This window comes from Streptomyces manipurensis, assembly GCF_049570255.1.
Classification (GTDB): domain Bacteria; phylum Actinomycetota; class Actinomycetes; order Streptomycetales; family Streptomycetaceae; genus Streptomyces; species Streptomyces manipurensis.
In genome coordinates, this window is sequence record NZ_CP186950.1 from 6,299,059 (window position 1) to 6,316,776 (window position 17,718).

The window sequence follows — 17,718 nt, forward strand, 5'->3', positions numbered from 1 at the left end:
GGTCCGATCAGACAGGGTTTGGGATGGGATCACCACCACCGCGCGAAGGACCGCCTAGCCGGGGCTCGGTCCTCCTCGCACTCCGCCACTACGGACGGGAGCTGGCGCGCCTGCGCCGGCTGACCGTGCCCGCCATGCTGCTCCCGGCGCTGGGCAACATCGGCATCTTCTACCTCGCGCCGCTCCTCGTCGCGAAGCTCGCCGGCCGGGTCGCCGCGGACGGCGGCACCGGCTCCGGCATCGGCCCGATGCTCCCGTACGTCCTCGGCTTCGCCGGGGTCCTGCTGCTGTCCGAGGCGCTCTGGCGCGCCGGACTGCACTGCCTGAACCGTCTCGACGCCCACGGCATCGAGCACCTGTACGTGCTCGGCATGGACGAACTGTTCGCCAAGGACGCCGCGTTCTTCCACGACAACTTCGCCGGCTCGCTGACCAAGCGGGTCCTGAGCTTCGCCTCCCGCTTCGAGGAGTTCGTCGACACGCTGACCTTCTCGGTGATGGGCAGCCTCGTACCGCTGCTGTTCGCGTCCGTGGTGCTGTGGCAGTACGAGCCGCTCCTCGTGGTCGGCCTGCTCCTGATGATCGTGCTCACGGGAGTGGGCGTCGCCCCGCTGATCCGGCGCCGCCAGAAGCTCGTCGCCCGGCGCGAGGAGGCCATCGCCCGGGTGTCGGGGCACGTCGCCGACAGCCTGATGAACATGGACACCGTCCGGGCCTTCGCCGCCGAGGACCGGGAGGCGGCCGAGCACCGCTCCCGGGTGGCGCAGTCGCGCCGCCTCACGCTCCGGTCCTGGGACTACGGCAACCTGCGCATCGACACCCTGGTCGCGCCCGCTTCCGTGCTGACCAACGTGCTGGGCCTCGTCCTGGCCCTGGGGCTCGGCGCCGGAGAGCACGGGGTCGAGGCCGTCATCGTCACCTTCACCTACTACGCCAACGCGACCCGGATCATGTTCGAGTTCAACCAGATCTACCGCCGCCTGGAGAGCTCCATGACCGAGGCGGCGCAGTTCACCGAACTGCTGCTGGAGCCGCCGACGGTGCTCGACCCGGTGGCTCCGGAGCCGCTGCGCTCCCGGGCCGCGGACGTGCGCTTCGAGGGGGTGACCTTCTCCCACGGCGGGGGCGGTCCGCTCTTCGAGCGCCTCGAACTGGACGTGCCGAGCGGGTCGAAGATCGGACTCGTCGGCCGGTCCGGCGGCGGCAAGACCACCCTGACCCGGCTCCTGCTGAGGATGACCGACGTCGACGCCGGCCGCATCCTGATCGGAGGTCAGGACATCAGCCGGATGCGCCAGTCGGACCTGCGGGGGCTGCTCGCCTACGTGCCGCAGGACCCGGCGATGTTCCACCGCACGCTGCGGGAGAACATCGCCTTCGCCCGGCCGGGCGCCACCGAGGCCGAGGTCCGGCGCGCGGCGGAGGCCGCGCACGTCGCCGAGTTCGCGGACGCCCTCCCGGACGGGTTCGACACCATGGTGGGCGAACGCGGCGTCAAGCTGTCCGGCGGCCAGCGCCAGCGGGTCGCCCTGGCGCGCGCGATCCTGCGCGACGCGCCGATCCTCCTGCTCGACGAGGCGACCAGCGCCCTGGACTCCGAGAGCGAGGTCCTCGTCCAGGAGGCGCTCTGGCGGTTGATGGAGGGGCGGACGGCGCTGGTGGTGGCACACCGGCTCAGTACGGTCGCCACCATGGACCGGCTCCTCGTCCTCGACCGGGGCCGGATCGTGGAGCAGGGCACGCACCAGGAACTCCTGGTGTCCGACGGCGCCTACGCGAAGCTGTGGAAGCACCAGTCGGGCGGATTCCTGGACGACACCCCCACGGGCGTCGACGTGTGCTGACGACCGGGCCCGGCCCGTTCCCCCGCGGGGGAACGGGCCCCCGCAGTTCCGCCCGCAGCCCCGCCCGCCGCTTCGGCCAAGACTTCGCCAAGGCCCGGAGGGCCCGCACGGCGCAGCCCGGCATCGGGGGTGAAATGCGTAGCTTGTGCCGGTGTGAGAGGTGATGTGAGAGGCGATGCGGGTGTCGATGACGAGGGCCCGGCGCGGCCGGGGCGACGGCGGCTGGTGCGCGGTGTGCTGACGGGCGCGGCGGCCGTGGCGGCGGGGCTGGTGGCCGGGTTCCCCCGGGCGCCGTCCTCCGCCCCGGCCGGCGGCGGGGCGGGCTCCCGGCCCACGACGCCCGACTCCGCGCTGGAGGCGCTGGTGGAGGGCAACGCGCGCTGGCGGACCTACCACGAGCGCCACCCCGACCAGACCCGGACGGTGCGCCGGACCCTGGTGGCCGGCCAGCATCCGTTCGCCGTGGTCCTCGGCTGCGTCGACTCCCGGGTGCCGCCGGAGCTGGTCTTCGACCAGGGGCTCGGCGACCTGCTGACCGTCCGCTCCGCGGGGGAGGTCCTCGACGAGGCCGTGCTCGGGAGCATCGCGTACGGGGTGCTGGAGCTGCGCATCCCGCTGGTCGTCGTCCTCGGGCACCAGTCGTGCGGGGCCGTGGCCGCGGCGGTCCGGGCGGCGGAGGGCGGTCCGCTGCTGCCGGGGCACATGCAGTACCTGGTGGACCAGATCCGGCCCGCGATCGACCGTACGCTCCGGGGCGCCGCGCGGATCGACGCGGCCATCACGGCGAACGTACGGCTCGTGGGGGCGCGGCTGGCCGCCGAGCCTGAGCTCGCCGCCAAGGTCGCGGCCGGGAGCCTGGCGGTCGTGGGCGCGCGGTACGAACTCACCAGCCAGCGCGTGCGCCTGATCCCCTGACCGTCCGGCTCCGGCGGGCGGTCAGTCCTCGGCGAGCACGATCACCCGGTCGTGCTCGCCGAACCGCACCGGCAGCCGCTTGTCGGGGTTGAGCCGCAGGCCGTACCCGGTTGCCGTGCCCGTCTCGGCGTGCAGCCGGTAGCCGATCGCGCACTCCCGGCGGCGGCGCGCCGACTCCACCAGCGTCGCGAACGCCACCTCCCGGTCGGTGCGGACGTAGTCGGTGACCGGCCGCAGGTGGATCTCGCTGCCCTCGGCCCGGAACAACTCGGCGAAGACGGCGGCGCGGCAGGCGTTCTCCGAGATCTGCGTCATCAGGAGGCTGATCAGCCGTGCGCTGACGACGAAGTCGGCGCCCTCCCGTGCGGGGGTCAGCAGCCGGTTGCCGTCGTCGGACATCTCGGTCGTGACCGACAGGGCCCGGCCGCAGGACTCGCCGATCGCCCGCAGGTGCAGCAGGGCGACCAGGGTCCGGTCGTCGGCCGGGGGCGCCTCGGGCGCGGCCGCCCCGGGCGACTGCTCGCCGATCACCAGCACGGCGTCGTACGAGGGCACGTCCAGCTTGTCGAGCACCTCGGGGTCGGTGATGTCCCCCTGGTGGAAGGCCACTTCGAGACGGGTGAGACCGGACGTGGCCTCGGCGGCCGCCCGGTCGGCCGCCGGGTCCGCGAGGGCGACGACGTCCAGGGTGGTCCCGGCGTCCACGAACTCGTCGAGCTGCCGCACGACGAGCGGGGCGCGCCGGTTCCAGCCCAGGAACAGCAGGCGTTCGGCGAGGGGGGCCGCGGGGCGGGCGGTGACGATCGCGTCCTCGTCGACCCAGGCGCCCGCCCCCTCCTGCACGGCGGTGTCGTCGTCCTCGCTGACGAGGAGGATCCGGTCGCCGGAGACGATCGGGGTGGTGGGGTCGGGGTTGAGCGTGACGCTCCCGCCGGCGTGCAGCAGGCCGACGACCGAGGACGTGGTGTAGGCGAGGAGGGCCTCGCCGAAGGGGCGTCCGGCCAGCCGCCCGGCCGCGGCCGGGTAGAACTCGTCGCCGGCGAAGTCGAGCAACTCCTGGTGGACGAGGGACAGTCCCGGCTGCCGGGCGGTCTGGACGAGGACGCGCGCCACGATGTCGTCGACGCACAGGACGTGCCCGCCCGGCCCTGCGGCCAGGACGGCGGTGCGGTGGTGCGCGCTCTCGCGGACCGCGGCCACGATCACCGCCCCGGCGGGCCGGGGGAGTGCGGCGTCGAGGGCCAGCAGGGTCTTCACCACGTGCGCGTCGCCGGAGTCCTCCTCGGGGGGCAGGACCAGCACGGACTTGGCCGTCCGCGGACCGACCCGGGCCAGCACGGTGGGGTCGGTGGCCGCACCGCTGCGGCAGATGATCTTCGTCCTGCCCGTGGCGGGGACGCCCGCGGAGATCTCGTCCTCCATCTCCACCTTGTCCTTGGGGGCGAGGACGGTGACGGCCGAGCGGCGCTGGTTGGCGTGGGCGGCGACCAGTTCCGACGCCACCGGGAAGATCTGGTCGGACCAGCCCAGGACGACGGTGTGCCCCGCCTCCTGGACGGTGGAGTGCCCCCGCCGCAGTTCCATGATGCGGCGGTCGATGCCGGTGGTGATCAGGCCGACCAGGCTGGACACGAAGAGGAGGGCGACGAGGGCCAGGGCCACGGACGCCAGCACGTACAGGGGCGAGCCGACCGCGCCGCCCAGCTTGAGGGTCTGCCCGACGCTCACCCACACGGCGGTCAGCCGGCCGGCGAGGGTGGCCGGAGCGGCCCGGTCGGACCAGACGAGGACGGCGCTGGCCGGGACCACCACGGTCAGGCAGGCCGGCGCCATCCAGCCGATGAGCGCGGTGGTCCCTCCGGAGATCAGCCCGTCGAAGCGGTAGCGCAGGCGCAGGCGCAGAGGACCGTCGTGCTGCTCCGCCATGCGGACTCCCTCGTCTTCCGTGCGGCCGCCCCGCGCTGCTGACCCGCGGGGGACCGCACGGTTACGGGTCGCTTCTCACGGGCCGGCGCCCGCCCCTGCGCCGCGGTCCGTACCGGGCGCGGGGCGGTCGCCGCCCGTGAGCAGGCCGAGCAGGGTACGGCGGAGCACGGCGTCGGTCCGCGCGCCGGGACGGCCGGTGATGCCCGAACGGAACAGCGCCGAACCCTCCATCAGCATCACGAAGACCTCGGCACGCGAGGCGGCCTCGGCGGGGTCCGTGGCCTCCGGGCCCTCGGCGGCCTCCCCTGCCCCGGCGCGGGGCGAGCCGCTGCGGACGAACGCGGCCACGTGGGCGGCGTAGGCGGCGTAGAAGGAGCGGACCGCCGCGGCCGCCGCCTCGTCGTGCGCGGCCATCGACCAGACCTCGGTGAACAGCCGCACCAGGGGCAGGTCCTCGTGCTCGCCGAGGACGGTGTCCAGTACGGCTTCGACGTCCGCCCCGGCGCCGTCGGCCGAGGTGAGCGCGGCCACGCGGGCCAGCGAGGCCGCCAGGATCCGGTCCAGCAGGGCCGCCAGCAGGTCGGAGCGGGCCGGGAAGTAGTACTGGAGGTGGCCCAGCCGGATCCCGGCCGCGTCGGCGACCGCCCGCATGGTCAGTTCGGCTCCGCCGGAGGTGCCCAGGATCCGTTCCGCCGCGTCCAGGAGCGCCGTGCGCCGTTGCTTCCCCTTGGCGGTGGGGGAGTTCGGGGCGTCAGGGGCGGGCGCACCGGCCGCGTCGGCGGACCCGCCCGATCCCGCGGGACCCGCCGCGCCTCCCGCGGAGCGTGCGTCGTTCACGCCGCCGCCCCGTCACACGCCCCGGAGCCGGCCTCGACGCGGACCCCGTGGGCCTCCAGCAGCGCGCCCACCCGGAGCGGATCCGGGTGCTGTTCGGGGAAGACCACCCCGTCGGGCGCGGGGTGCCCGTCGTCGCCGAGGACGCGCCGCAGCCCCAGGAAGGCCCCGACCGCCGTCAGATGGCCCTGCCCGCGCGGGTCGGTGACGGTCGCGGTCCGGGTCCGCCCGCCGTGGGAGACGTCGACGCGGACCCGGGCCGTCCCTCCGTCGCCGGGGGAGTGGAGCAGCGCGCGGCGGGCCGGTGCCCAGCGTTCGCCGCCGCCCCAGCGGAAGAAGCCGGTGCCGCGCAGGGCGAGGAGCGTGCGGGTGGCGGCGGCCGAGCTGAACCCGATCCGGGTGACGGCGGTGGCGGTGCCGAGGGTGAGCGGCAGGGTGAACTGTTCGGGGGTGTCGATCCGGGCGACCCGCACCGGAGCTCCGCCGATCAGCACCGTACGGGCGTCCGTGAGGGGGGCGGCGAGGCGCCTGCGCCCGTCGTCGACCACCTCGAAGTCCACCCCGAGCCGGTCCATGAACTCCACGGAATCGGCGCCGGAGCGGTCGGCCATGTCCCACCGGACGGCGATCTCCACCCGCTCGGCGCCCCCCAGCGGCGCGGCCAGCGAGGCTGCGACGAGGCTGCTCACCCCGCCCATCCAGGCCGACGACAGCAGCACGGGGGCAGTGGGCCGCAGCAGGGTCGCGACCGTCACCGCGCGCTGGACGCGCGCCGTCCAGCGGGTGATGTCCACGTAGGGCACCCCGCCGCGGACGGCGGCCCGCAGCACCCGGTCGTCGGGGTCGTTGACGGCGTTGACGACGGCGCGGACGGCCGCGCGGAAGGGCTGGGGGGAGCCCAGGTCCCAGGCGCGGACCTCGGCCCCGGTCTCCTCCGCGAGCGCCCGTCCGCGTTCGGGCGAACGGCCCGTCAGCAGGACGGGGGAGGCGGGGGTGATCAGCCGGGCGATCTCGGCGCCGACGGTTCCGTATCCGCCCGTGACGAGGACGGGGGCGGACGGGTCGTACTGCAGTGCATCGGTCATGGGACGCACTTTAGGTCATCCGACCTAAAAATGGGAGCGGGGGTGCGGTCCGGCTCTCCCGGGCCCTCACCGGTCGAGGGCCGCGACCACGTCGCCGGTGCTCGTGACCCTCCCGATGCGGGGGAAGATCTTCCCGAAGGTGTGCGCGTGGGAGTCGGCGTCGGTGTCGGCGCAGGCGTCCTCCGGGAAGACCAGGTTGTAGCTGTGCTCCCAGGCCGTGCGGGCGGTCGACTCGACGCCGACGCTGGTGGAGATCCCGGCCAGCACGATGCGGTGGATGCCGCGCCGGCGCAGCTGGAGGTCGAGTTCGGTGCCGGTGAAGGCGCCCCAGTGCCGCTTGGTGACCACCACGTCCCCGAGGGCGGCGAGCGCGGCGGGGATCTCGGAGAACGCGGCGGGCGGAGCGGCGGCGGGGCCGGGGCGGTCCACGTTGACGGTGGGCAGGTCCCCGCCGTCGGGGGACCAGGCCACCTTGACCAGGACGACGGGCAGCCGGTGCGCGCGGAACGCCCCGGCGAGCACGATGCCCCGCTCCAGGACCTCGGCGGACGGCCGGGTGGTGGGGAGCGCCAGGATGCCGGTCTGGAGGTCGATGAGGACCAGGGCGGTGTCGCCGCCGAGGGTGAGGGGTGCCTGGGGGTCGACGGTCACGGCGGTTCTCCTTCGGGGCCGGGGCGGGGCGAGCCGGTGCGGCGCGGTGCGGTGTGGTGCGGGGCCGGCCCGGGTGGTGCGGTCCGGCGGCCGCGTGACGGCGGGGATACGGTCACAAAACCTGCCGTACGGTCAAAAACTACGCCGGGTCGGCGCGGTGGCCCGCCCCTGCCGCACCCGCCCGCGCGCCGCCCCCGCCGTCGGGCCGTCCCCGCGCGCTGCCCCCGACGGGCCGTCCCCGCGGGTGGCCTGGGGATACTGGGCCCCGTGAAGACCGAAAGCGCTGCCGACGTCGTCGACGACACCGTCCTGTTCCGCGTCGAGGGCCGGACCGGTGTGGTCACCCTCAACCGCCCCCGGGCCCTGAACGCCCTCACCCGCCCCATGGTCGTGCGGATCGACGCGGCCCTCGCCGCCTGGGCGGAGGATCCCGCGGTGGAGCAGGTGCTGATCCGCGGGGCGGGGGAGCGCGGGCTGTGCGCGGGCGGGGACATCCGGGCCATCCACGACGACGCCAAGGCCGGGAACACCGCCTCGGCCGCCTTCTGGGCGGACGAGTACCGGCTCAACGCCCGTATCGCCCGCTACCCCAAGCCGTACGTGGCCCTCATGGACGGCATCGTCATGGGCGGCGGCGTGGGCGTCTCCGCGCACGGCAGCGTCCGCATCGTCACCGAGCGCTCCCGCGTCGCCATGCCGGAGACCGGGATCGGCTTCGTCCCCGACGTCGGAGGGACCCACCTGCTGGCCCGCGCCCCCGGGGAGCTCGGCACCCACCTCGCCCTCACCGGCGCGGCCGTCGGCGCCGCCGACGCGCTGCTCTGCGGGCTCGCCGACCACTTCGTGCCCGCCGAGCGGCTTCCCGGGCTCACCGCGGCCCTCGCCCGCACTTCCGTCCACGAGGTGCTGCCGCGGTTCACCACCGGCCCCGGCGACGGCGTGCTCGCCGGGGCGCGGGCCTGGATCGACCACTGCTACGCGGCCGACACCGTCGAGGAGATCGTGGAGCGGCTGCTCGGCCAGGACGACCCGGCGGCCGCGGAGGCCGCCCGGACGATCCTGGCCAAGTCCCCGACCGCCCTCAAGGTCACCCTGGCCGCCGTGCGCCGCGCCGCCGCGCTCGGCACCCTGGAGCGGGTGCTGGTGCAGGAGTTCCGCGTCTCCTGCAACGCGCTGGCCTCGCCCGACCTGGTGGAGGGCATCCGGGCCCAGGTCGTCGACAAGGACCGCACGCCGCGGTGGTCCCCCGCGACCCTCGCCGAGGTCGGCGACGCGGAGGTGCGGCGGTTCTTCGCGCCGCTCGGCGAGGGCCGCGAGCTGCGGCTGCCCTGATCAGGACCCGACGTACTCCCTGAGGTGCCGGGCGGTCAGCGTGTCCGCCCCGGCCACCAGGGCCGCCGGGGTGCCCTCGAAGACCACCTCGCCGCCCGCGCGGCCACCGCCCGGGCCGATGTCGATCAGCCAGTCGGCGTGTGCCATCACCGCCTGGTGGTGCTCGATGACGATCACCGAGTTCCCGTCGTCGACGAGCCGGTCCAGCAGCGCCAGCAGCTTGTCCACGTCGGCCATGTGCAGCCCGGTCGTGGGCTCGTCCAGGATGTACGTCGAGGACTTCTCCGCCATGCTGATGGCCAGCTTGAGCCGCTGCCGCTCGCCGCCCGACAGGGTGTTGAGGGGCTGGCCGAGCCGGACGTACGACAGGCCGACGTCGACCAGCCGTCCGAGGACGGCCCGTGCCTGGCCGGTGGGGAAGAACTCGTGGGCCTCCGCGACCGGCATGTTCAGCACCTCGCTGATGTTCTTGCCGCGGAGCCGGTACGTCAGCACCTCCGGGGTGAACCGCTTCCCCTCGCACTCCTCGCAGACGGAGGCCACCGCGGCCATCATCGCCAGGTCCGTGTAGACCAGCCCGATGCCGTTGCACTTCGGGCAGGCGCCTTCCGAGTTCGCGCTGAACAGCGCCGCCTTGACTCCGTTGGCCTTGGCGAAGGCCGTGCGGATCGGCCCCAGCACCCCGGTGTACGTGGCCGGGTTGGAGCGGCGCGAGCCGCGGATCGGCGACTGGTCCGCCACCACCACGCCGTCGCGTCCGGCCAGGTAGCCGTGGATCAGGGAGCTCTTGCCGGAGCCTGCGACGCCCGTCACCACCGTCAGCACCCCGAGGGGCACCTCCACACTGACGTCCTTCAGGTTGTGCAGGTCGGCGCCCTTCACCGAGAGGTGCCCGCGCGGGGTGCGCACCGTCTCCCGCAGCCGCGTCCGGTGGCCCAGGTGGCGCCCGGTGAGGGTGCCGGAGGCGCGCAGCCCGGCCACGTCCCCGCTGTAGCAGAGCTGCCCGCCGGCCGTGCCGGCGCCCGGGCCGAGGTCGACGACGTGGTCGGCGATGGCGATGACCTCGGGCTTGTGCTCCACGACGAGCACCGTGTTGCCCTTGTCGCGCAGGCGCAGCAGCAGGTCGTTCATGCGCCGGATGTCGTGCGGGTGCAGGCCGGTGGTCGGCTCGTCGAAGACGTACGTGACGTCCGTGAGGGAGGAGCCGAGGTGGCGCACCATCTTGACGCGCTGGGCCTCGCCGCCGGACAGCGTTCCGGAGGGGCGGTCGAGGCTGAGGTAGCCGAGGCCGATCTCGACGAGGGAGTCGAGCAGGCCGCGCAGGTTCGCGAGCATCGGGGCCACGGACGGGTCGTCGATCCGTCCGACGAACTCGGCGAGCTCGCTGATCTGCATGGACGCGCACTCGGCGATGTTCACGCCCTGGATGCGCGAGGAGAGCGCGGCCGCCGAGAGGCGGCTGCCGCCGCAGTCCGGGCAGTCGGCGAAGACCACGGCGCGGTCCACGAAGGCCCGGATGTGGGGCTGCATGGACTCGCGGTCCTTCGCGAGGTAGGTCCGGCTGATCTTGGTGATCAGGCCTTCGTAGGTGAAGCCGTTGGAGCCGGACTTCACCTTCACGGCGCCCTTGTGCAGGAAGTCGGCCCACTCCTGCTCGGTGAAGTCCTTGAGCGGGGTGTCGGGGGAGAAGAAGCCCGAGTTCGCCATGTTCTGCCAGTACCAGGAGTCGACCGCGTACCCGGGGACGGTGATCGCGCCCTCGTTGAGGGAGAGTTCGCGGTCGACGAGCTGGTCCACGTCGATGTCGGAGACCTGGCCGACGCCCTCGCACCGCGGGCACATGCCCTCGGGGTTGTTGAAGCTGAAGGCACTGGACGTGCCGATGTGCGGGGACCCCAGGCGGGAGAAGACGATGCGCAGCATGGTGTAGGCGTCGGTCGCCGTGCCCACCGTCGAGCGGGAGCCCGCCCCCATGCGCTCCTGGTCCACGACGATGGCGGCGCTCAGGTTGTGCAGTCCGTCCACGTCCGGCCGGCCGAGGGTCGGCATGAAGGACTGGATGAAGGCCGTGTACGTCTCGTTGATCATCCGCTGGGACTCGGCGGCGATGGTGCCGAAGACCAGGGAGGACTTGCCCGAGCCGGAGACGCCCGTGAAGACGGTCAGGCGGCGCTTGGGTATGTCCAGGGAGACGTTCGCGAGGTTGTTCTCCCGCGCTCCCCTGACCTGGATGACCTGATGGTTGTCGGCGGCGATGTGCACGGAACTCCTCACGGTTGCGGGCGATCGCGACAACTCTATACGCTGTACTGTGTACGGCGTAGTGAATTATCGGATCCGACGGTCGGAGGGCCGCGCATGGTGAGGGACCGGAGCGGGGCGGGCGACCCGGCCCGCACGCTGGAGCTGCTGTGGCGGGAGCCCGGGCAGCCGGCCCGCGCGGGCCGGCGCGGCCCCCGCCAGGGACTCAGCCTGGACGCCGTGGTCGGGGCGGCGATCGACCTCGCGGACGGGGCCGGGCTGGCCGCGCTGACGATGAGGGCCCTGGCGCAGCGCCTCGGGGTCACGCCGATGACCCTCTACACCTACGTCCCCGGCAAGGCCGAGCTGCTCGACCTGATGCTGGACGAGGCCTACCGGCGCATGGAGCGCACCCCGTCGGCTCCGCAGGACCCCTGGCGGGTCCGGGTGGCGCGGGTGGCCGAGGACAACCGGGACCTCGGCCTGCGCCACCCCTGGATCCCGGACCTGGCGGTCACCCGCCCGCCGCTGGGCCCGGGAGTCATCGGGAAGTACGAGTACGAGCTGGCCGCGTTCGAGGGGGTCGGGCTCACCGACATCGAGAGGGACGCGGCCCTGACCCATCTCCTCGGCTTCGTCCACGCCAACGCCCTGGCCGCCGCCGACGCCGCCGCGCACAACAGCCGCCAGAGTCAGGAGGACTGGTGGGCCGTCAGCGGGCCGCTGCTGGAACGGGCCCTGGACCCCGAGAGCTACCCGCTCGCCGGCCGCGTCGGCAGCGCCGTCGGCGGCTATCACCCGCAGGCGATCTGGGACTTCGGCCTCCGCTGCGTCCTGGACGGGCTGGCCCACCTGGTCGCGTCCCGCCGGGGGGACGCGGCGGACGCCGGATAGCGCCCCGGCGCCCGCGGCGGTCCGGCCCGCCGCCGCCCGGGGCGATCCGGGCGACCGGACGGGCGGTGGCAGGACGGGCGGGTCTCACTCGTCGATCGCCTGGTAGAGCGTGGTCCAGAAGTCCTGGACCAGCCGTGCCGGATCCGGGACGGAGAGCCCGACCTGGGTGAGGAGGACCCCGGTCAGCCGGTTCTCCGGGTCGGCGTACACCGAGGTGCCGGTGCCGCCGTCCCAGCCGAACTGGCCGAGCGGCGCGTAGTCGCCGCGGTAGGTCCGTACCGCCATGCCGAAGCCCCAGCCGCCCTGCTGCCCCTGGCCGAACGACACGTGGACGGCGTCGCGGGCCAGCGCGGAACGGGTGCGCTCCTGCTCGGGCGTCAGACGGTTGGTGGTCATCAGCTCGACGGCGGCGCGCGAGAGGATCCGGGTCGTCCCGTGCGTGCCGCCGTTCAGCAGCATCCGGAAGTACGCGTGGTAGTCGTCGGCGGTGGACACCAGCCCGCCGCCGCCCGCCTGGAACGCCGGGGGAGTGCTGTACCGCCCGCCCTCCGCCTCGTCCCAGACCGTGAACTCGCCGGTCTGCGGGTGGGGCGCGTAGCTGGGGGGCAGCCGGTCGATCTTCCCGGCGGGCACGTGGAAGCCGGTGTCCGTCATCCCCAGCGGGTCGAGCACGCGCTCGCGCAGGAACGCCTCGAACGGCCGGCCCGTGACCCTGGAGACGAGAACGCCCAGCACGTCGTGGCTGATGTGGTACTGCCACTGCTCGCCCGGCTGGTGCATCAGCGGGAGCGTGCCGAGGCGGCGCATCCACTCGTCCTGCTCGGGGATGGGCGTCGCGTGTCCGGTCAGCTCCAGCTCCTGGATCGCGGCCTGGATCGGCGCACCGAACGTCGACAGGTCCATGCCGAGGCCGAAGGTGGAGGTCACCAGGTCCCGCACGGTGACGGGCCGGCGGGCCGGCACCGTGTCGTCCAGCGGGCCGTCGGGGCGGCTCAGCACCCGGCGGTCGGCGAGCTCGGGCAGCCACTGGTCCACCGGGTCGTCCAGGCGCAGGACGCACTCGTCGAGCAGGACCATCACCGGCGCCATCGCGACCGGCTTGGACGTGGACGCCATCCGGAAGATCGTGTCCCGGCGGACGGGCGCGCCGCCCTCGTGGCGCATGGTCCCGATCGCCTCGACGTGCGTGTGTCCGTCACGGCCGACCAGGGCGACGACGCCGGGGATCCTCCCGGAGTCGACGTACCGCGTGAGGACGTCGCGCACCCTGCGCAGGCCGGCCTCGGAGAATCCCGCGTGCTGGTTTCCCATGATCTTCTCCCCCGTGGGTGATTGTTCGGCAACTGCTGAACGCTCACGAAGCTACATTGCGTTTACTGAAACGTCAACGCGGTTGGGCGCGTGAAGTGCTTGCAGGTCTGGGAATGTAGGCGTTGTATTGCAATGATGCTGACATTGAATGCAATGATGGGTGCCGAGTGCCTTTGCAATGAACCGGTGGTGAATGCATACTGCGCACGGGTGCGCGGAACCCCCGCGCCCGCAGCCCGACAAGGGGAGGGGACACCGATGCCCGGAGGAAGGCTCACCGGCGAGGACCGCCGGCACATCGCCGAGGGGCTGTCCGAGGGGCTCGGATACGCGGAGATCGGCCGGCGGCTGGGCCGTCCGGCCTCGACCGTCATGCGGGAGGTCACCCGCAACGGCGGACCCGAAGCCTACGGAGCGGACCGGGCCGAGCGGGCCACGCGCGAACGCGCGCGGCGGATCCGGCAGGACCCGCCGCGCCCGCCGCGGCCGGCGGAGCCGGACGGCGGCCACGGCCGCGACCCCCGGGAGGTGGAGGACTTCGCGGAGTCCTTCACCACCCTCCTCGAACAGCAGGGGGTGCCCCGGATGGCGGCCCGGGTGCTGGTCGCCCTGTACGTCACCGACTCGGGCGCCCTCACCGCCACCGAGCTGGTCCAGCGGCTCCGGGTCAGCCCGGCGTCCGTCTCGCACGCCGTGGCCTTCCTGGAGGCACAGGGCATGATCAGACGGGAGCGGACCGCCGGCGCGCGCCGCGAACGCTACGTCATCGACGACGAGATCTGGCTCCGCTCGACCCTCGCCGCGGTGCAGATGAACGCCGTCCTCGCGGCCGCCTCCCGGCGCGGAGCCGGGGTCCTGGGCGCCACGACCCCGGCGGGTGCCCGCTTCGGCACCTCCGCCGAGTTCCTCCTCCTCATGGGCGAGACCCTCCAGGAGGTCATGGAGCGGTGGCGACAGGGCCGCCGCCCCACCGGGAGCGCGGACACCGCGGCGCACGACGCACCGGACACCGCGGCGGGCGCCGGGCGTTCCGGGAGCGCCGCCGGAGGGTGAGCCGCGGCCCGACGGGCCCGCGGTGCGGCCGCCGCCCCGTCCGCGCTCCGCGGGCGGGTCCGTTCAGCGGTAGCCGGTGGTGTCCGCGGGGCGGCCGGCGTCCTGGACCTCGACCACGTACCTCCAGGCGTCCGGTCGGCTGCCGTCCAGGTCGTCGAAGTCGTAGACCTGCGCGAGCTGTCCGCTGGAGAGCGACTGCCCGTTCCAGCGCGACACCTCCGGGTCCGCGGCCAGCGCCGCGACGGCCCGGCCCACGTACACGGGCGTCTCGGAGATCGCGAAGTGCGGGACCTTCTCCAGGGCGTCCCGCCAGTTCGCCTCCGTCACGCCGAACGCGTCGAGCATCATCTCCGAACGCAGCCAGCCCGGCGTCAGGGCCACCGCCGTCGCCCCGCGCGGGCCGATCTCGTGACCGAGGGCGAACGCCATGCGCAGCACGGTCGACTTGGCGATGTCGTAGAAGAAGGAGTTCCGGTAGCGGGTGGCGTTGTAGTCGGCGGTGCCGTCGGTCATCTCCACGACCAGCCCGCCCGGCTCGCGCAGCAGCAACGGCAGCGCGAAATGACTCGTCACGGCATGGGTCTCCACGGCCAGCCGCAGCAGCCGCAGTCCGTTGTCCAGGTCGTGCTCCCACACCGTGCTGTCCCACTCGAAGAGCAGCTCGCCGCCCCAGATGTCGTTGACCAGCACGTCGAGCCTGCCCTGCTCGGCGTCGATGCGGCCGACGAGGGCCTCGACCTCGGCCGGGACGAGGTGGTCGGCGACCACCGGGATCCCCCGCCCGCCCGCCGCCGTGACCAGTTCGGCGGTCTCCTCGATCGTCTCCGGCCGGTCGTACTCCGAACGTCTGCCCCGCGTGCTGCGCCCCGATACGTACACCGTCGCGCCCCGCGCCCCCAGTGCGACCGCGATGCCGCGGCCCGCGCCCCGCGTCGCCCCCGCGACGAGGGCCACCCTGCCTTCCAGACCCCGCTGTGATTTCGGCATGCCCCGACCCTACGGCGTCCGCGCCGCCGGGGCCCGGCGGAAACGGGGATCTCCGGCCCGGCGGCGGGGCGGCCTTGTCCAACCCGCCCACCACGGAGCACTGTTGGCCGGTAGTCGTCCACCAGGTCAGGAGACCGGCTTTGTCGCCCCACACCTCACCCCTCCCGCACGACCCGGACACCCCGTACGTGATCGACCCCGCCGGAGGCTGCCCCCACGCGCTCAACGCCCGGCTGCGCGCCGAGCACGGGGACGTCGCGGAGGTCGTGCTCCCCGGCGGGGTGCCCGGGGCGGTCGTCCTGGGCCACGACGCGCTGAAGGAGTTCCTCGCCCACCCCGGGGCGGCCAAGGACGACCGTCACTTCTCCGCCCTGCACGACGGCACCGTCCCGCGCGACTGGCCCCTGCGCGTCTTCGCCAACGCCCAGGGCATGCACACCGCCGACGGCGAGGACCACCGGCGCCTGCGCGCCCTGGTCGGCAGGGCCTTCACCGCCCGGCAGGTCGAACGGCTGCGCCCGCGCGTGGAACAGCTGACCGCCTCGCTCCTCGACGACCTGGACCGGGCCGCCGCGGCCTCCCCCGACGGCGTCGCCGACCTGCGCGAGCACGTCGCCCTGCCGCTCCCGATGAACGTCATCTGCGAACTGCTCGGGGTCGACCCCGAGCACCGCGGCCGGCTGCACCACCTGTCCGACAAGGTCATCGTCGCGACCGACACCACCCCGGCCGAGGCGATGGCCGCCGCGAGGGAACTCGTCGAGCTGATGGGCACGATCGCAGCCGCCCGCCGCGAGACCCCTGGGGACGACCTCACCAGCGCCCTGATCGCCGCCCGGGAGGACGGCGGCGACCGGCTCACCGAGGCCGAACTCATCGGCACCATGCGCCTGATGCTCGTCGCCGGGCACGAGACCACCCTCAACCTCATCAGCAACGCCGTCCGTGCCCTGTGCACCCACCGCGACCAGCTCGCCCTCGTCCGGGAGGGCAGGGCCGACTGGTCGGACGTCGTGGACGAGACCCTCCGCTGGGACGGCCCGATCAGCTGGTTCCCCTTCCGCTACCCCACCCGGGACCTGACCGTCGGCGGCACCGTCATCGCCCGGGGAACCCCGGTCCTCGCCGGCTACACCGCCGCCGGCCGGGACGGCGCCGCCCACGGCCCGGACGCCGACCGCTTCGACCTCACCCGCCCCACGGCCGCCCGCCACCTGTCCTTCGGACACGGTGCGCACTACTGCGTGGGTGCGCCGCTCGCCCGGCTGGAGGCGACGACGGCCCTGGAGCAGCTCTTCACCCGCTTCCCCGACCTCGACCTGGCGACCCCCGAGGACGAACTGCCCCGCCAGCGCAGCTTCATCGGCAACAGCGTGCAGGCCCTGCCGGTCAGGCCGTACCCGCGCCGCGATCGTGCGGCAGCTCCCGGGCGGGCAGCCGGAAACCGTTGAACAGGCCGTCCATGCCGCGCAGGGCCAGCCGGTCCGGGGTGACACGGACCGCCAGGTTCCGGGCCGCCACCGCGAGCGGATCGCGCAGGACGCCCAGCCGGCCGGTGCGGCGGGCCCGCCGGCGGATGCTGTCGGTGCGGGTGTGGCGGGCGGTGGTGTAGGCGGTGAGGGCGGTGGGGATCCGGTGGGCGGGGGTGTCGGTGAGGAGGTGGGCGAGGACGGCGGCGTCCTCGATGGCCTGGCAGCCGCCCTGGCCGAGGTTGGGGGTCATGGCGTGGGCGGCGTCGCCGAGCCAGGCGATGCGGCCGTGGTGCAGGCGGGGCAGGGGCGCCGCCAGGTCGTACAGGTCGTTGCACAGCAGCTCCGCCGGGTCGAGCAGGCCCACCCGGTCCAGCAGGGCCGGGATCGGATCGTGCCAGGTGCCGAAGAGCCGGCGGAGCACGGCGACCGGATCGGACGGGCGGGTGCCGGCCGGGACCACGGCGGTGGCGTAGAGGTAGAACCGGCCGTCCGACAACGGGGTCACACCGAACCTCCGGCCCGGCCCCCAGGTTTCGCTCATGGCCGGTGTCCCGGCCCCGGTGGCGTCCACCATGGTGCGCCAGGCCGTCTCGCCGACATGGCGCAGCCCCGGGTGCGCGGGGAAGAACGCCCGGCGCAGCGGGCTGTGGATGCCGTCGGCCGCGACCACGAGATCGGCCGGCAGGCCGGACCCGTCCCCGGTACGGACGACCGCGCGGCCCGCCGCGTCGTCCACGCCCGTCACCGTGGTGCCGTAGCGCAGGCACTCCGGCGGCAGGGCCGCGGCCAGGGCGGCCGTGAACGCCGGGCGGGGGACGGCGATCGGCGCCACCCCGTAGCGGGCCGCCATGTCCGCGGTCGCGGACCGGGTGAGCCACCGGCCGTCGGGGCTGCGCACCCCCATCGTCGCGGGCACCGAGCGGCCCGCCGCGTAGGCGGCGTCCACGCCGATCGTGTCCAGCGCGCGCAGGGCGTTGGGCGCGAGGCCGATCCCGGCACCGGTGGCCGGGAGCGCGGGCGCGCGCTCGCAGACGGTGACCTCCCACCCCTGCCGGTGCAGGGCGACGGCGGCCGTCAGCCCGCCGATCCCGGCCCCCGCCACCACCGCGTGACGCCTCACCACGGCACACCACCCCTCGTCCGCCACGGGCACCCCCACGGCCCCGCGCCACT

14 protein-coding genes are annotated in these 17,718 nt (G+C 74.2%); 6 read left to right on the plus strand and 8 right to left on the minus strand.

Annotated elements, in window-relative coordinates; translation table 11 throughout:
• Positions 1-23 precede the first annotated feature (23 nt).
• Both ACPU2J_RS28675 and ACPU2J_RS28680 read left to right on the plus strand, forming a co-directional pair.
• A complete protein-coding gene (locus tag ACPU2J_RS28675) occupies positions 24-1,844 on the plus strand; it encodes an ABC transporter ATP-binding protein (RefSeq protein WP_423834307.1) in 1,821 nt (606 codons plus the stop codon).
• Positions 1,845-1,997: 153 nt separating this feature from the next.
• The gene (locus ACPU2J_RS28680; RefSeq protein ID WP_399816778.1) at positions 1,998-2,759 is read left to right on the plus strand and encodes a carbonic anhydrase; all 762 of its coding nucleotides are present in this window, start codon (positions 1,998-2,000) and stop codon (positions 2,757-2,759) included.
• A gap of 21 nt (positions 2,760-2,780) precedes the next feature.
• Here the strand turns inward: ACPU2J_RS28680 and ACPU2J_RS28685 are convergent, their stop codons facing one another.
• The 4 genes from ACPU2J_RS28685 to ACPU2J_RS28700 all read right to left on the minus strand — a co-directional run bounded on the left by ACPU2J_RS28685 (position 2,781) and on the right by ACPU2J_RS28700 (position 7,255).
• Positions 2,781-4,685, minus strand: coding sequence for a CASTOR/POLLUX-related putative ion channel (locus ACPU2J_RS28685; protein ID WP_423834308.1), 1,905 nt, complete (start codon positions 4,683-4,685; stop codon positions 2,781-2,783).
• A 75-nt stretch (positions 4,686-4,760) separates the two neighbouring features.
• On the minus strand, positions 4,761-5,522 hold the full coding sequence (locus ACPU2J_RS28690) for a TetR/AcrR family transcriptional regulator (protein WP_420078980.1): 762 nt from the start codon (positions 5,520-5,522) through the stop codon (positions 4,761-4,763).
• Positions 5,519-6,604 carry a saccharopine dehydrogenase gene (locus ACPU2J_RS28695; protein ID WP_420078979.1) on the minus strand — a complete coding sequence of 362 codons (1,086 nt, stop codon included), beginning with the start codon at positions 6,602-6,604 and terminating at the stop codon, positions 5,519-5,521. The genes ACPU2J_RS28690 and ACPU2J_RS28695 overlap by 4 nt, the downstream gene beginning before the upstream one ends.
• Before the next feature lie 66 nt (positions 6,605-6,670).
• Complete coding sequence (locus ACPU2J_RS28700; RefSeq protein WP_423834309.1) at positions 6,671-7,255, minus strand: hydrolase; 585 nt, start codon at positions 7,253-7,255, stop codon at positions 6,671-6,673.
• 267 nt (positions 7,256-7,522) lie between these two features.
• Here ACPU2J_RS28700 and ACPU2J_RS28705 point away from each other — a divergent pair, with 267 nt between their 5' ends.
• Positions 7,523-8,587 (plus strand): enoyl-CoA hydratase/isomerase family protein, encoded by a 1,065-nt coding sequence (locus tag ACPU2J_RS28705; RefSeq protein WP_420078977.1) that lies wholly within the window; start codon positions 7,523-7,525, stop codon positions 8,585-8,587.
• Here ACPU2J_RS28705 and ACPU2J_RS28710 read toward each other — a convergent pair whose 3' ends face one another.
• On the minus strand, positions 8,588-10,849 hold the full coding sequence (locus ACPU2J_RS28710; protein WP_423834310.1) for an ATP-binding cassette domain-containing protein: 2,262 nt from the start codon (positions 10,847-10,849) through the stop codon (positions 8,588-8,590). It lies immediately after the preceding gene.
• A 96-nt stretch (positions 10,850-10,945) separates the two neighbouring features.
• Between ACPU2J_RS28710 and ACPU2J_RS28715 the strand changes: the two genes are divergently transcribed.
• Positions 10,946-11,722, plus strand: coding sequence for a TetR/AcrR family transcriptional regulator (locus tag ACPU2J_RS28715; RefSeq protein WP_423834311.1), 777 nt, complete (start codon positions 10,946-10,948; stop codon positions 11,720-11,722).
• An 84-nt stretch (positions 11,723-11,806) separates the two neighbouring features.
• Here ACPU2J_RS28715 and ACPU2J_RS28720 read toward each other — a convergent pair whose 3' ends face one another.
• Positions 11,807-13,033: a serine hydrolase domain-containing protein gene (locus ACPU2J_RS28720; RefSeq protein ID WP_420078974.1), complete on the minus strand. Its 1,227-nt coding sequence runs from the start codon at positions 13,031-13,033 to the stop codon at positions 11,807-11,809.
• Positions 13,034-13,291: 258 nt separating this feature from the next.
• Between ACPU2J_RS28720 and ACPU2J_RS28725 the strand changes: the two genes are divergently transcribed.
• Positions 13,292-14,086, plus strand: a complete 795-nt coding sequence (locus tag ACPU2J_RS28725) for a MarR family transcriptional regulator (RefSeq protein WP_423834312.1) — start codon at positions 13,292-13,294, stop codon at positions 14,084-14,086.
• A gap of 63 nt (positions 14,087-14,149) precedes the next feature.
• Here ACPU2J_RS28725 and ACPU2J_RS28730 read toward each other — a convergent pair whose 3' ends face one another.
• A complete protein-coding gene (locus ACPU2J_RS28730; RefSeq protein ID WP_420078972.1) occupies positions 14,150-15,073 on the minus strand; it encodes an SDR family oxidoreductase in 924 nt (307 codons plus the stop codon).
• A gap of 140 nt (positions 15,074-15,213) precedes the next feature.
• Between ACPU2J_RS28730 and ACPU2J_RS28735 the strand changes: the two genes are divergently transcribed.
• Positions 15,214-16,524: a cytochrome P450 family protein gene (locus ACPU2J_RS28735; protein ID WP_423834313.1), complete on the plus strand. Its 1,311-nt coding sequence runs from the start codon at positions 15,214-15,216 to the stop codon at positions 16,522-16,524.
• Here the strand turns inward: ACPU2J_RS28735 and ACPU2J_RS28740 are convergent.
• Positions 16,463-17,668 carry an FAD-dependent monooxygenase gene (locus ACPU2J_RS28740; protein ID WP_423834314.1) on the minus strand — a complete coding sequence of 402 codons (1,206 nt, stop codon included), beginning with the start codon at positions 17,666-17,668 and terminating at the stop codon, positions 16,463-16,465. The genes ACPU2J_RS28735 and ACPU2J_RS28740 overlap by 62 nt on opposite strands.
• Positions 17,669-17,718 lie beyond the last annotated feature (50 nt).